The organism is Mariniphaga anaerophila, assembly GCF_900129025.1.
Lineage (GTDB): Bacteria > Bacteroidota > Bacteroidia > Bacteroidales > Prolixibacteraceae > Mariniphaga > Mariniphaga anaerophila.
On record NZ_FQUM01000003.1, the window covers coordinates 398,218 to 412,834 of the forward strand.

Here is a 14,617-nt window from a genome sequence, read left to right on the forward strand (position 1 = left end):
TTGTTTTAATTGTTTACTAATTTTCCGGTTAGTGTGTCAAGCGCATTTTGCGCCTGCAATACTTCAAGCATGGAAGCAAGGTATTCCGACTCAGACTGCAAATAATTGTTGTCGGCAGTTGTCAGTTCCAGCCCCGAAATCATTCCCTGCCCGTATTTCCGTTTGAGATTTTGATAAACCTCGCGCGATACTTCCACATTCTTTTTCTGAACCTGGTAACTTTCGATGGCGCTTTTCAGGTTAAACTGCAGTTGTTTAAATTGAATATCCAATTGATCCTGCATTAACGCTTTGGTATTTCGGGTAGTTTCCAAATCAATTCTAGCCTGCCTTACTTTTGCACGGCGCTCGCCACTTGAAAAAATAGGAATATTCATCTGCAAGCCAATCATATGCCTAGGCGACATATCAAATGCCGGCTTCAGAATCTTCTCCGTATAATTATAATAACCTGTAATTGTGGGCAGGTAGTTTGCTTGCTGCATTAGTATCTGCTTTTCCGTCATTTCTTCCTGAACTTCGAGCAGTTGAAAATCCAGATTTTGCCCCGGCACGAAAGAAGACTCAGTACCAACCAGCGTGTTGTCGTCTAAAAAATCGGCAAGCGATCTGGTCAGTTCCAATTCAGTATCTGCAGAAACGCCCAACTGAACTCTCATCAGGTTTTTGGCCATTTCGTGCTGGCGCTCGGCAGCCCGCACAGAGTTATTCAAAGAATTCACCTGTACCGAAAGCTGGTCCAGCTCTACTTTCTCCATCATGCCAACGCGCACCAGCGGCTCGGTTTTCCGATAAACCTCGTTCAGGTTCTTCACATTTGATTCCAATATCTTCATCGATTCTTCCGCAATTAAAACCAGGTAGTAACTCTCTGTTACCTGGCTCAAAACATCCTGTTCTGTTTTCTCGAAGTTTTTTTCGGAAAGCTTTTGTGCCAGTTTTGCAGTTTGAATACCAACCAGGTAACTTCCGTTAAAAAGCAACTGCCCAACCTGCAAATTAAAATTACTGGTAGGTTTAATCGGTATTTTTGAAGGCTCCTGGGTTTCATCAAACTGAATGCTGATTTCGGCGCCCATGGCATTTGAATAATCGGCAGTGGCATTTACCTGCGGCAGCCCTGCGGCAATAGTTTCCCACAACTTTTCCTGCGACTGTTCTATCGCAAGCCCTGAATTTTTAATGGTACGGTTGTAGTCCAGCGCATATTGCCTGGCGGCTTCGAGGTCGAGTGTAAGCTTCTCCTGCGCCTGCACTGAGCCAAAAAGCACCGCTCCCATTAACATTGCAACAATCTGTTTCCTCATCATAGTTAATTGTTTTTCTGTTATCTGTATTCGTTTTCACAAAATGTTTCAAAAAAAATTATTTTGTCAGCATCGAGTCGATGAGATCAATTCCTTTTTTTGTTGAAATTCCGCGGATAAAATTCAAAGTAAGGCTGTGAAAAACATCAGCGTAATTGTATTCTTCACGCGGAAAAATTGCCTCGTTGGCCAGCAAATTTTTTTGTTCATGAAAAAGCTTTGCCACAATCGGAATATTAATTTCGGGCCTGAAAAAGCCTTCGTCAATTCCCTGCTGCAACAACTCTTTTGTAAAAAGAAATGCCTCTTTTTCATTTTTCGTTCGCAAGCTGTTCCAGGTTTCCGGGTAAAATTTTTCCAGGTCGCGAAAGAAAACCGGATTAACAGAATTCATCGCTTTAATACCTTCATCTAAAAACGAAAAAATGGTTTCTACTACATTTCTAGAAGAGTCGCAAACTTCTTTACTCTTCTCCCGGTGTTTATGCCTTAGGCTTCTGATACAAGTATGAACCAACGATGTTTTATCTTTGAACGCTTCATAAACTGTACGTTTCGACATTCCCAAAGCCGCTGCAATCGCGTCCATCGTCACATTTCTAATTCCAAACTGCATAAACTGCCTGGTTGCTTCGTCAACTATTCTATCGTGTACTTCCATTCAAAAAATTTAAGAGCGCTAATTTAGCAGAAAACTAAAAACACGCTGAAAGTTTTCTACGAAATAAATAGATTTATCGGTAAAAGGTGAAAATCGGGACAGAAACGAAACAGAAAACAAAGGAAATTTAACGCTGGCGACCAAAAGCCTGTTTACCGAACAAAAGTGAGGATGGTTATAAAAATGCTCCAGATGCTAATACCATTTATAAAAAGCATTTCTGTAACGCCGGTCACTCCGTTTCTTAAAACCGATGCCAATGTTACCAGCACAGTTCCTCCAATAATTATCAGGCCGGAAACTCCCAAGAAATGCATGTCAGGCAACAACGCAGTCTGAAACATTATTACCAGCGCAGGCAATGTTAAAAAAACCACACCCGCCAACAAATTGTGTGTCAGCCGCTGAATGCTCGTTTTTAAATGCTTTCTGCTGTATGGATAAATATTATGAGGCACAAAAGCCAGCAGGGTCAAAAACGCAAAACTATAATCAATCTGCCGCATTAGCCGCTCATTTTCACCCAAATCGTAAAACTGAGTAAGCAGCCAAAAAAACAGGTAATTTAAAACAGCAATGGCAAAAAGCAGATGTTTGTACCCCCGCACATACATTTTGCCGTACAATTTTTTATTGCTCAAAAAGCTCAGCGTATATTTCTTCAAATCGAAATTAATATGCTGAATGCTTTTTTTAACAGCGTAAGGAAGTACTCCTGCGTAAACAAAGCCCACCAGTAAAATGCCCAGTTTTATAAAAATCGTTTTCACTTATCCGTAAAAATAACAGAAGATATCCAAAATTCGATTCATTCAAAAACAAACTGTAAATTCTGCCTGGATAAAAGCTTATGCATTCGCTCAGAAAAAAGAAATGGACTAATTTTATCGTTGTTTTTCTTTAAATCCAATAACATCATGAAACAAAAAATTGCTTTAGCATTGGGAAGCGGTGGCGCCCGCGGCCTGGCACATATCGGTGTAATTGAGGAGCTGGAAAAACAAAATTTTGAAATTACCTCAATTAGCGGATGTTCCATGGGAACCCTCATTGCGGGTTTCTACGCCATGGGCAAACTCAATGTTTACAAAGAATGGGTTAGCACGTTAAGAAAACGCGACGTTTACAGTCTTATGGATATTACACTAAGCCAGAATGGGTTACTCAAAGGAGAACGGGTTTTCAATAAAATGAAAGAGATGATTCCCGATATGCTGATTGAGGACATGAATATCCCCTTTGCGGCTGTGGCTACCGACATTAACAACCAGGAAGAAGTGGTTTTTACAAGCGGAAGTTTTTATACCGCTGCCAGAGCTTCCATTGCCATCCCCGCTATATTTACACCGTTTACGTCGGGCAACAAAATATTTGTCGATGGCGGACTGCTTAACCCGGTACCGGTAAACCACCTGAAACGCACGGACGGCGATCTGCTTGTGGCTGTTAATTTATACGACACACAGCCGCCAACCGAAAACCCGGATAACGATAAAAAAGAAAACCCGGGAAATAAGCCGGAAAAACAGAACAGCCAAAAGCCGATGCATGTTAACAGTAGTATCGAATACCTGCAGAATAAAATACGGGAGCTGCTACCAAAATCTGACAACAAAATACAGGGACACCTCAACCTGTTGCAGCTTACTTCTTCGATGATGCTGACTCGTATTTCAAACCTTCAACTGGAGCTGAACAAACCGGACATCCTCATCAGCATTCCGGCAGACGCAGCAAAAACATTCGAGTTTTACAAAGCAAATCAACTGATAAAAGAAGGCACAGAAAAAGCGCAGGAAGCAATTAATGCGTATAAAAACAGGCAGAAAAGCTAGCAGTTCAGAAGAAACAAAAACAGACTGCACTTCATCCGTAAATTTTATCATTTCAGTAAATTTTACGGACATTAAAAATACTGAATAGCTTATTTTCGGATGATTTTCTTCAGGCTCTTAACGAAATAAAAACAATATATTATAAGTATTGCGGATGAGTGAAAATCATATAAAATGAGACGTTTACTCTCTCTTCCTGATTTCACTTATTCCTTAAACAAAAAATTCAAAACAGATGAAACTATTAAGAAACAGTGTATTTTTTTTACTTTCTCTGGCTACACTTTCCGGCTGTTTAAACAAAAACAGCGGGCAATCAGAAATTATCAGAAAAGTAAAAGTTGAAACCGTGTGCCGGGCCGATTCGATTCTGGTAAAAAATTACCCCGGAATTACCAAAGAGGCCGGAGAAGTGAACCTGGCATTCCGCGTAGCTGGGCCAATTCAAAAAATACAGATAAAAGAAGGCGATTATGTGCAAGCCGGACAGATGGTGGCGCAAATTGATCCGCGCGACTACGAAATACAGCTGGAAGCAGCGCAGGCACAATATGATCAGGTAAAAGCCGAAGCCGACCGCGTAATCGAACTCCACAACCGGGAAAGCGTAGCAGGAAACGATTACGACAAAGCAGTTTCCGGACTAAAAATGGTTACTACCCAACTAAAACATGCCAAAGATCAACTGAACGACACCAAACTTCTGGCTCCGGTTTCGGGGTACATTCAAAAAGTCAATTTCCGGGAAAAGGAACTGATTGACACGGGAATGCCGCTTGCCTCGTTGATTGACGTGGGGCATTACCAGGTTGAAGTGGAAATACCGGTATCGTTGTACATCAAACGCAAAAACATTGTTTCCTTCTCCGGCAATCAGCCCGACTTGTCGGAAAAAAACTTTCCACTGCAACTGCTCAGCTACAGCAAAAAAGCAAACAACAACCAACTTTATAAATTGCAGCTTGGCGTAAAACCTGCCGACCTTCCCGGACTGGCGCCAGGAATGGATGTGCTCGTAAAAATTTCGTACACAAACGATGCAGAACCACTGGCCTGTGTTCCGTTAAACGCATTGTTTAATAGAAACGGCAAAACTTACGTTTGGATTTATCAGCCAGACGAAACCGTTAAAATGCGGGAAGTGGTAACTGACAAACTCACAGGCGACGGCCGTATTCGAATTAAAGAAGGGTTACAAGTAAAAGAGCAGGTAGTAGTTGCCGGCGTAAACAGCCTCAACGAAAACGAGAAGGTAAAACTACTTGAGCCCGTTTCTGAAACCAACGTGGGAGGACTCATGTAATGTATCTTACTGAATTAACATTCCGCAGAAAAGCCATCATCTGGTTCATCCTGTTTTGCATGGTGGCGGGCGGCGTTCTTGCTTTTCGTTCCATCAGTAAACTGGAAGACCCGGAGCTGAAAGTAATGATGTCGCAAATAGTAACCATTTACCCGGGAGCAACAGCCCACGAGGTTGAAATGCAGGTTACCCATGTAATTGAAGAAGAACTAAGCACGCTGGGCGATGTGGAAACCATCCGGTCCAAGTCGATGCCAAACCTTTCTATTGTTACCGTAATGCTCGAACTTACTGTTCCTCAACAGGAAATTGAGCAACGCTGGGATTTCCTGCGCCGCCGGATGAGCGAAGTGGTTGACAAACTTCCGAAAGGCGTTCAGAAGCCAATGGTTTACGACAACTTTGGCGATGTGTATGGCATGTTCTACGCAATGACAGGCGACGGATATTCCTACAAGGAAATGAACAAGATGGCGCAGTTTGTAAAGCGCGAAATGGCAGCAGTAAAAGGAGTAGCCCGCGTTGAAGTATTCGGAAAACAGCAACCGGTTACCGAAATAGTTTTCAATCCTTCGAAAATGGGAGAGCTGGGCGTTTATCCTTTTCAGGTGATAGCGGCCCTGCAAGGAGAAAATGCAGCGATTTACCCCGGCAGCCTGCAAACAGGCAATCAGTTACTCAACATTTCGGTGAATGGCAAAATTGCCAGCGCCTCCGACGTGGCCAACGTAATTATAAAAGGCCTCGACGGCAGCCTTTTTAAAATCTCAGACATTGCGCAGGTAAACGAAGTTTACACCGAACCTCCCCGCAACAACATGCACCTGAACAATAAAGATGCAATCGCCATTTCCCTTTCCATGGAATCGGGCGAAAACATTGTTGAAGTAGGCAAACGCGTAGAAAAAAGGCTGGAAGAACTAAAAAAAGACATTCCGGCAGGGTACGAATTCGAGAAGGTCTTTTTTCAGCCCGACCTGGTAAAACACGCCATTGGCGGTTTTATGTGGAACCTTGTGGCATCTGTGCTCATTGTTATTCTGGTGCTAATGCTTTCCATGGGTTTCCGCAGCGGGTTTATTATTGGTACCGGACTGCTGCTGACTATTCTGGCCACGTTCCCTATTCTGCTGGCAGCCGGCGGAACGCTTCAGCGCATTTCACTGGGCGCATTTATTGTGGCCATGGGAATGCTGGTTGACAATGCCATTGTTGTTATCGACGGCATTTTAGTCGATTTAAAAAAGGGAGTAAAACGAAAAAAAGCGCTGGTACAACCGGCAACCCGCACAGCCTGGCCGCTTTTCGGAGCCACATTTATTGCAGTGGCAGCTTTTCTGCCGGTATATCTTTCGAAAGATGCAGCAGGAACTTATGCCCGCGATTTATTTGTAGTGCTCTGCATTTCTCTATTTATCAGCTGGGCACTGGCAATGACGCAGGTACCGCTGTTTTCTGAAATGCTCTTGAAAAAGAAAAAGAAGGACAAAAAAACAAAAGAGCTTTATCAGGGCTGGGGGTACAAAAAATTCAGAAACATACTGGGGCTGATGCTTCGCTACAAAACAGTAACACTTATTGTAGCTGTGCTGTTGCTGGCTGTTGCTGCTTTCAATTTTCAAAACATCAAAAAAACCTTCTTCCCCGATTTTAACTACAATCAGGTTTACATTGAATACAGGCTCCCGGCAGACACCGGCCCGCAAAAAGTAAACGCCGATCTGAAGCAAATCACCGATTATTTTCTTTCGCTGAAAGAAGTAAAACAGGTTGTTACCAGTCACGGGCAAACACCTACGCGCTATTGTTTGGTGCGACCAATGGGAGAAGCAGCCGACAATTACGGCGAATTGATTGTGGATTTTGAAGATTACGAAACCATGATTCGGATGAAGCCGGTACTTAGCGACTACCTGCATAACAATTTCCCGGACGCACGCACACGCATTCGAAAATACAATCTATCCATTAAAGCATCGCACACGGTAGAGGTGGAATTCACAGGGCCCGACCCGGCTGTTTTGCGCAACTTAAGCGCCCGGGCTCAGGAAATATTCAGAAATAATCCGTATGCAGATCCTTACACAATTGAAGACGACTGGGAACCCATGGGACAGGCAATGGTAGCAGATTACATGCAGCAGTCGGCACGCAGAGCAGGAGCATCGCGTTCTGATGTGGGCAATGCCATTCTTGCTGCCACAGACGGCCTTCCAATTGGAGAATATTTTGAAGGGCAAACCCGCGTAGGTATCGTAATGAAACTGCGAAATGCCGATGGATCAAAAATAGAAAACCTGGACGATATCCCGGTGTGGAGCATGATGCCCAACCTTGCGGGGGTGGATGAATCAACCATCCAGGAACTGCTAACAGGAATAAAATCGATAGATGACCTGACCGGGGAACTGGTTAGTCCGGTGCCGCTGAGCGCCGTCACCCGCGGAGTAAATCTCGAATGGCAGGAACAGGTAATTCGCAGGGTAAACGGACAACGAGGCCTGCAAGTACAGTGCGAACCTCTGGACGGCTACAGTCCGGAACTGGTGCGGGCGACCATGCTCGACGAAATCAAAAGCATTCCCCTTCCTGACGGATACAAAGCAGTCTGGGTTGGTGAGCATGAACTCCAGGGCGATGCGCTGCACAATATCTTCAGTTATCTGCCCATTTCCATTATGCTTATAATTCTTACCCTCATTTTACTTTTTAACGATTTCAGAAAACCGCTGATTGTTATTTCCTGCATTCCAATGGCTTTTGTGGGTATTGTGCCGGGAATGATTGTTACCGGCCAGCCGTTTACATTCATGGCAATTATCGGGTCGTTCGGGTTAATGGGAATGATTGTAAAAAACGCCATTGTGTTGCTCGACGAAGTTGAAAACCTTATTGCCGAAGGCGTTGAAAAATATTATGCCGTAATTAATGCTACCATTTCGCGTACACGCCCGGTATTGCTGGCATCGTTCACCACTATTCTGGGGATGATTCCGCTGCTCAGCGATCCCATGTACTCCAGCATGGCAGTGGCAATTATAAGCGGATTACTTGTGGGAACAGTAATTACACTGCTGTTTGTGCCCATTTTATATGCCGCTTTTTATGGGGTAAAAAAAATTAAAGAACCTGAAAAAAGAAGAGAGATTCAGTCATGAAAACAATCAATTATATTGCACTTCTCATTTTAATAGTTTCTACGTTGCAGGCAGCCGGACAGGAACAGATGACTCTGCTCCGGGCCCGGGAAATGGCGTTAATGAAAAACGAAAGCCTGAAAATTGCAGGCAAACAACTGGAAAAATCCGAAGCACAAAAAGCAGCTGTAAAAACCATGCGCTTACCCAGTTTTTCGGCCACGGGCACCGGCATTTACCAGAACAAAGATTTTGAAATGGAGCTGACACTGCCAACCAAAACACCAAATCTGGCTACCGGCGAACTGGATCCAAACATTTTGGTAGACCCGTCTACCGGGACTCCGGTAATCGGACCCGATGGAAACCCCGTATTCAATATGTATGCATGGTTGCCGCTGAATGTTAGTTTAAGCGGCGCATACCTGGCCGGAGTAGCACTGGAACAGCCTGTTTATACCGGCGGCAAAATAAACGCGGGCAACCGAATGGCCAGCATCGGTATTGAAATGGCGGATGAAAACATCGAGTTGGAAAGGATGAAAACCATTGCCGAAGCAGACAATGCATACTGGACGTACATTTCTGTTTTCCAAAAAGTAAAAGTGGCGCAGCAGGCTGTGGATCTTCTTGATGAGTTGGTTAAAAAAGCAACCGATGCACACGATGTGGGAATGTCGAGCAGAAACGATTTACTGAAGGCACAAGTGGGATACAATAATGCAAAACTCAATCTGCAAAAAGCGCAAAACGGACTCGAACTCAGTCGCATGGTTTTGTGCAGGGTTACGGGGCTGCCGTTTAACACGGCAATTACTGCGTTAGACACAACTGTTATGGTGAATGCCCCCGTGGAGCTTGTTCTGGAAGATGAAACAATAAAACAACGACCGGAGTACAAATTGTTGCAAAAAAACATCGCCCTGCAGGAGCAAAATATACTTATGACAAAGTCTGATTTTCTACCAACTGCAGGAATTCAGGCAGGATACAACCACTTGGGCGGCGTTAAATTTAGCGACACCGAGTTTACAAACACCAGCCTCAATGTGCTGGCTTCGGTAAAAATTCCCATTTTCCATTGGGGAGAAGGAGTGAAAAAAATCAACGCCGCAAAAATCGACAAAGAGATAAAAGAGCTTGAGCTGGGAAAAAATGAACAACTGATGAAACTGGAAGCAGAACAGGCAAAACTAAACTTACAATTGGCCTGGGAACGCATCCGGATGAATGAAACTGCGTTGGAGCAAGCCGAAGAAAACCTGCGGGTGGCGCGCGACAATTACGAAGTCGGGATGGAAACCATTACCGATTTATTGATGGCGCAAACCAACTGGCAACAAGCTTCGGGCGAACTAATCGACTCCCGGGCCGACTTCAAACTAAAAGAAACAGCCTGGTTAAAAGCAACCGGAAAGTTGGGGATTTCCGAAAGGTAATTCATAAGAAACCCCACGAATTAGTATTCTTTACTACTTTTGATTAGCCATCAAATTGTATTCGAAATGAAAAGCGACGAACTCCATTTCATCAGCCGGTTATCAGCGTACACACTGAAAAGTTTTTTTATCAGGGTGGCGCTGGTAAGCGGTGTGGGGTTATTGTTTTTCTTTCTTTCGGTACAAATTACCGGAGACGAAACGCTAAAAGTTACTGCGCTGGAATATTTTCAGGTAGTAATAATTTTCAATATTATCAGCGAAAGCAACGTGCTTTTGGATCATCTGGCGGAACACTTTCTACCAATTCCCGAAAAAATAAGCCTGCGTGTGGTTTTGCATTTTCTGGTAAGCCTGTTTATCGGAATTACCTCTATTTTCTACTTTTACCTGGTTGCAAAAGAAGCCCTCTTTTTTTCCCATCCGTTTGTGCAACTAATGATGCTTTTCGGCGTAATTTTTATTTTCATTCTCATCCTCGTTTCCATAACGCTGCGCATTATTGGCAAATGGGTTTATTCAATACGGCAACTGGAAGAAATGAAAAGCCTGAAACTGAAAAGCGATTACAACTCGCTGCAGGCTCAGTTGAATCCGCATTTTCTTTTCAATAACCTGAGTGTTCTGAAGTCGATGATTGTATTTGACCAGGATGCCGCTATCCATTTCACCCAGAACTTTACAGACTTTTACCGCTACGTACTGCAAAGCAAAGATAAAACTACCGTAAAGCTGTCGGAGGAGCTCGAATTTATTGACGCTTACACGGCCATCCACCGCGAACGAATGGGCGAAGCACTCCGGGTTGTTACCGAAGTAAATGATTCTGCCTTAAAAAAAGAGATTCCGCCACTGGCGTTGCAACTACTGGTAGAAAATGCAATAAAACACAACATTGCAGTAAAAGACACACCGTTGGTTGTGCTTATCAAATCGAATGAGGAAACACTTACGGTCAGAAACAATTTGAATTTAAAAGAATCTGCTTTTTCAGAAAAAACCGGGTTGAAAAACCTCCAAGAACGCTACTCCATGTTAACCGATCAACCAATGAAAATAATTTCAGGGGAAGATTTTTTTGAAGTAAAAATCCCGTTGCTATGAGCCAATCCGTAAAAATAGTGTTAGTTGAAGACGAACTCTACAATTTGCGTTTGCTGGAGGGGATGATAAAAAAACTGCGCCCCGAATGGGAAGTAATAAATACGTTTGAAAGCGTAAAAAAAAGTGTTGAATGGCTTCGTCAAAATCCTCACCCCGATCTCTTTTTTATGGATGTTCAGTTGGCCGACGGACTTTGCTTTTCGATATTCGACAAGGTGGAAATAAACAGCATGGTAATTTTCACCACTGCTTACGACAATTATGCCATCAGGGCGTTTAAAGTAAACAGCATCGATTATTTACTGAAACCTTTCAAAGGAAAAGACCTTGAAGCCGCCATCGAAAAATTTGAAAACATTGTGTCGCTGTCAACTAAAGCAGACAAATCGCTGGATTATTCCGAAATTCTGGAAGCCATCAGAAAAGGTGAAAAGAAATACCGAAAAAGGTTTCTGGTAACCAAAGGAGCTCTATTTTTCAAACTCCCGGTAGAAGAGGTTGCCTGCTTTTACAGCGAAAACCGAATTACCACCGCCTACACCTTCAACCGAAAAAAACACATCATCGATTTTTCGCTGGAAGCCTTAGAAGAGCAACTCGATCCGGACGTTTTTTTTCGGGCAAACAGACAAGCGGTTGTAAATATAAAAGCAGTTGATAAAATCGAAAATTACTTTGGCGGCAAACTAAAAATACGTATGCATCCTCCTTTCGAAGGAGATTTGGTTGTTAGCAGGCTAAAAGCGTCCGACTTTAAAGCATGGGTTGGGAAGTAACTATTTTTCGAAAACGTAAATAACAGAACTGCACCTTTCCGGGTTAACCAGGCTGTTCAGCCACGAAATTTTTCCGTGCAACAAACCTTTCAGCAATGCTAATTTCGATTTTTTATACTTTTCACTAAGCATGGAAACATAAAACGAATCGAATGGCATGGTGTGCTTCGAAACAAGCCTGAAACCATGCTTCTGTCCGAATCGGGCCATTTGCTCCGGACCAAAGTGCCACAAATGGCGCGGCACATCCCACGCTGCCCAATACTCTTTGTAATGGCGGGCATCATACGATGTTTGATTCGGAACGGCAATTACCAGTTTCCCCTGAGCGTTTAGCAGACGGTAAAACGCATCCATGTTCTCATCCAGGCGGTGAACATGCTCCAGAACATGCCAGAGCGTAATGGCATTAAAACTTTCTGCTGCGAAGCGAAAAAGCTGTTCCGGCTCATCAACCTCAAGGCCAAACTCCTGCTTTGCAAACGAACGGGCATCAGAACTTTTCTCTGTTCCGGTAACCTGCCAGCCACGGTTTTTCATTTCGTTCAGGAAAAAACCGGTTCCGGTACCCACATCCAGTATTTTCCCTGATTTTAACCCGGTAGACTTTTCAATCCGATGCCGCTTCCTTCCCAGCATAAAACTGCGTACCCAGTGGTAAACAATATTCACCAGTCCTTTCGACGTATTGGAATGCGAAATGTACTTTTCACTTTGGTAGTACCTGCCAATGCTCTCTTCATCCGCTGCATTTGCAGTAAATTTAAAGCCGCAACTGTTGCAGGCGGCAATCTCAAATTTCTCTCCTGAAACGAAAAAATCCGTGCAGGTCAGGTATGAACTGAAATTTTTACTTCCACAAACCGGACAATGATCTACCTTGAAAAGTGCCATTTAATTTTTTTGTCGAATATAAGAATATACGCGCTACCACAGAACATTTGTGCCGGATTTCCGAAACCCGGCACAAATATTTATACGCGACATCTCCAACTCTAATTAATCCTGAACCGGACTATTACCTGGTAAGAGATAGTAATATTTTGAACTTCATCAGCGCTTTCATACGATACATCTGCTGCCATCAGCATATTTTTTGCCATATACGGGCGGGAATATCCATCGTTTAACTCGGTAATAGAAAGCACTTCGCCTAAGTTTTCGCCCAGGCTCTCTACCATGTATTTTGCTTTTTCGCGGGCATCTTTCAATGCCTCAATTTTCACTTCTTTTCTAAACGCTTCCGCGTCTGAATTACTCATTTGGCCAACATTCAAAGAGCGAATTCCCTTTGCATCAACCAACGAAGAGAGCTTGTTTATTTTAGAGAAGTCGGTAATTTTTACTTCCAACTGCTTGCTAAAAAGAAATTCTTTCCCCTGCTGCCTCCAATAATTTCCCATTCCGCGCACGCGAATGTCATCTTTGTCGATGCCAACTTTACGCAGATCCTTAATAAGACCGTTTTCAATTTTTGCCAGCGGCACTTTGGTTTTGTAATCTTCGGGTTCTTTATTCTTTTGAAATTCCTCTTCGAAGTATTCCTGAATGGTAATGGATAATACCATTTCGTCGGGTTGAACCTCTTTAACGGCAGTTCCACGCACTTCAATAAACCTTGCTTCCTGTTGATTTTGAGCCGAAAGCGACAACGCACAGATTGTAAAAATCAGAAAAAATAGATGTTTCATTTTGTAAAATTGTTTGTTTTCAAAGGTTTTAATGAAACTCGCATTAAACAAAGTTTTTTGTGTCAAAAACCGGGTTTATGCTCATTTCACAACTATTATTAAAACAAAACAACTGTCAAAAAAGATACCACTTTCCCGACAGTTGTTTCAATATTTCATCCTATTCCCGTGTAACTCAAAAAGTGTCAGCGTATTCGGCCGCACGAGAAAACTTTCTTTTTATAAAATCAGCATTGCATCGCCGTACGTACCAAACCGGTAATCGTTTTTCATGGCAACATTGTAGGCTTCCATTACAAAATCATATCCGCCAAACGCAGCAACCATCATCAGCAAAGTAGAATACGGAAGATGGAAATTGGTAACCATGCGGTTAGCCACATTAAATTCGTACGGAGGGAAAATAAACTTATTGGTCCATCCTTCAAACGGTTTTACAAACCCTTGAGTTGACACTGAACTTTCCAGTGTACGCATTACAGTTGTACCTACCGCGCAAACATTTCTCCGCTCTGTTTTCGCCTTGTTAATTTTTTCGCAAGCTTCGTCTTTTATCCAGATTTGCTCTGAGTCCATTTTATGTTTGGTAAGATCTTCCACATCAACACTACGGAAGTTTCCTAAACCTACATGCAATGTTACATAAGCGAATTCGGTTCCGTTAATCTCCAGACGTTTCATCAGCTCGCGGCTAAAATGCAAACCTGCGGTTGGAGCAGCTACTGCTCCTTCGTGTTTTGCAAAAATAGTCTGGTACCGTTCTTTATCTTCCGGAACAACAGCCCTGTTAATAAATTTCGGCAGCGGGGTTTCCCCTAAACTGTATAATGTACTTTTGAATTCATCGTAAGGTCCGTCAAATAAAAAACGAAGAGTACGACCCCGAGATGTCGTATTGTCAATCACCTCTGCAACCAATGTATCATCTTCCCCAAAATACAACTTGTTTCCGATACGAATTTTCCGAGCAGGATCAACCAAAACATCCCATAACCTCATTTCGCGGTTCAACTCCCTCAGAAGGAACACTTCAATTTCGGCGCCGGTTTTTTCTTTGTTTCCATACAACCGTGCAGGAAAAACTTTGGTATCATTGAACACAAAAACATCTCCATCGTCAAAATAGTTAACTATGTCTTTGAACACCTTATGTTCGATGGTGCGTTTTGCCCTGTCCAATACCATCATTTTTGCTTCGTCCCTGTTGTATGCAGGATGTAACGCAATCTTTTTCTCATCCAAATCGTACTTAAATTTCGATAACTTCATGGGCAACTCCTTTATATAATTTTTGTTATTTACTATTGAAAATTTACTACTCTTCTTTACCGTTTCCTGTGCTTTACACACAGACCCCCGTTTTA

The 14,617-nt window shown here is 43.0% G+C and carries 12 protein-coding genes; 6 read left to right on the forward strand and 6 right to left on the reverse strand.

Translation table 11 applies throughout. The features are described 5' to 3' along the window. Nucleotides 1-5: 5 nt before the first annotated feature. The 3 genes from BUB08_RS07750 to BUB08_RS07760 form a co-directional block, all read right to left on the reverse strand. On the reverse strand, nucleotides 6-1,310 hold the full coding sequence (locus BUB08_RS07750) for a TolC family protein (protein ID WP_083570644.1): 1,305 nt from the start codon (nucleotides 1,308-1,310) through the stop codon (nucleotides 6-8). A gap of 55 nt (nucleotides 1,311-1,365) precedes the next feature. After that, entirely contained in the window at nucleotides 1,366-1,968 is a 603-nt protein-coding gene (locus tag BUB08_RS07755) for a TetR/AcrR family transcriptional regulator (protein ID WP_073000452.1), read from the reverse strand. A gap of 152 nt (nucleotides 1,969-2,120) precedes the next feature. Beyond that, nucleotides 2,121-2,738, reverse strand: coding sequence for a hypothetical protein (locus BUB08_RS07760; RefSeq protein ID WP_073000453.1), 618 nt, complete (start codon nucleotides 2,736-2,738; stop codon nucleotides 2,121-2,123). A 147-nt stretch (nucleotides 2,739-2,885) separates the two neighbouring features. Here BUB08_RS07760 and BUB08_RS07765 point away from each other — a divergent pair, with 147 nt between their 5' ends. The 6 genes from BUB08_RS07765 (at nucleotide 2,886) to BUB08_RS07790 (ending at nucleotide 11,562) form a co-directional block, all read left to right on the forward strand. Continuing rightward, a complete protein-coding gene (locus BUB08_RS07765; protein WP_073000454.1) occupies nucleotides 2,886-3,803 on the forward strand; it encodes a patatin-like phospholipase family protein in 918 nt (305 codons plus the stop codon). A 235-nt stretch (nucleotides 3,804-4,038) separates the two neighbouring features. After that, nucleotides 4,039-5,106, forward strand: coding sequence for an efflux RND transporter periplasmic adaptor subunit (locus BUB08_RS07770; protein ID WP_073000455.1), 1,068 nt, complete (start codon nucleotides 4,039-4,041; stop codon nucleotides 5,104-5,106). After that, nucleotides 5,106-8,264: an efflux RND transporter permease subunit gene (locus BUB08_RS07775; protein ID WP_073000457.1), complete on the forward strand. Its 3,159-nt coding sequence runs from the start codon at nucleotides 5,106-5,108 to the stop codon at nucleotides 8,262-8,264. The genes BUB08_RS07770 and BUB08_RS07775 overlap by 1 nt, the downstream gene beginning before the upstream one ends. Further along, on the forward strand, nucleotides 8,261-9,682 hold the full coding sequence (locus tag BUB08_RS07780) for a TolC family protein (RefSeq protein ID WP_073000458.1): 1,422 nt from the start codon (nucleotides 8,261-8,263) through the stop codon (nucleotides 9,680-9,682). Before BUB08_RS07775 ends, BUB08_RS07780 begins: the two co-directional genes overlap by 4 nt. Nucleotides 9,683-9,748: 66 nt before the next feature. Continuing rightward, nucleotides 9,749-10,786, forward strand: coding sequence for a sensor histidine kinase (locus tag BUB08_RS07785; RefSeq protein ID WP_073000459.1), 1,038 nt, complete (start codon nucleotides 9,749-9,751; stop codon nucleotides 10,784-10,786). Then, nucleotides 10,783-11,562, forward strand: a complete 780-nt coding sequence (locus BUB08_RS07790; RefSeq protein ID WP_073000461.1) for a LytR/AlgR family response regulator transcription factor — start codon at nucleotides 10,783-10,785, stop codon at nucleotides 11,560-11,562. The genes BUB08_RS07785 and BUB08_RS07790 overlap by 4 nt, the downstream gene beginning before the upstream one ends. On the opposite strand, the gene BUB08_RS07795 is transcribed toward BUB08_RS07790, so the two are convergent. From BUB08_RS07795 to queA, 3 genes are all read right to left on the reverse strand, one after another. Beyond that, the gene (locus BUB08_RS07795) at nucleotides 11,563-12,456 is read right to left on the reverse strand and encodes a class I SAM-dependent methyltransferase (RefSeq protein ID WP_073000462.1); all 894 of its coding nucleotides are present in this window, start codon (nucleotides 12,454-12,456) and stop codon (nucleotides 11,563-11,565) included. A 101-nt stretch (nucleotides 12,457-12,557) separates the two neighbouring features. Beyond that, the gene (locus tag BUB08_RS07800; RefSeq protein ID WP_073000877.1) at nucleotides 12,558-13,253 is read right to left on the reverse strand and encodes an SIMPL domain-containing protein; all 696 of its coding nucleotides are present in this window, start codon (nucleotides 13,251-13,253) and stop codon (nucleotides 12,558-12,560) included. A gap of 219 nt (nucleotides 13,254-13,472) precedes the next feature. Further along, nucleotides 13,473-14,522 carry a tRNA preQ1(34) S-adenosylmethionine ribosyltransferase-isomerase QueA gene (gene queA, locus BUB08_RS07805; protein ID WP_073000879.1) on the reverse strand — a complete coding sequence of 350 codons (1,050 nt, stop codon included), beginning with the start codon at nucleotides 14,520-14,522 and terminating at the stop codon, nucleotides 13,473-13,475. Nucleotides 14,523-14,617: the final 95 nt, after the last annotated feature.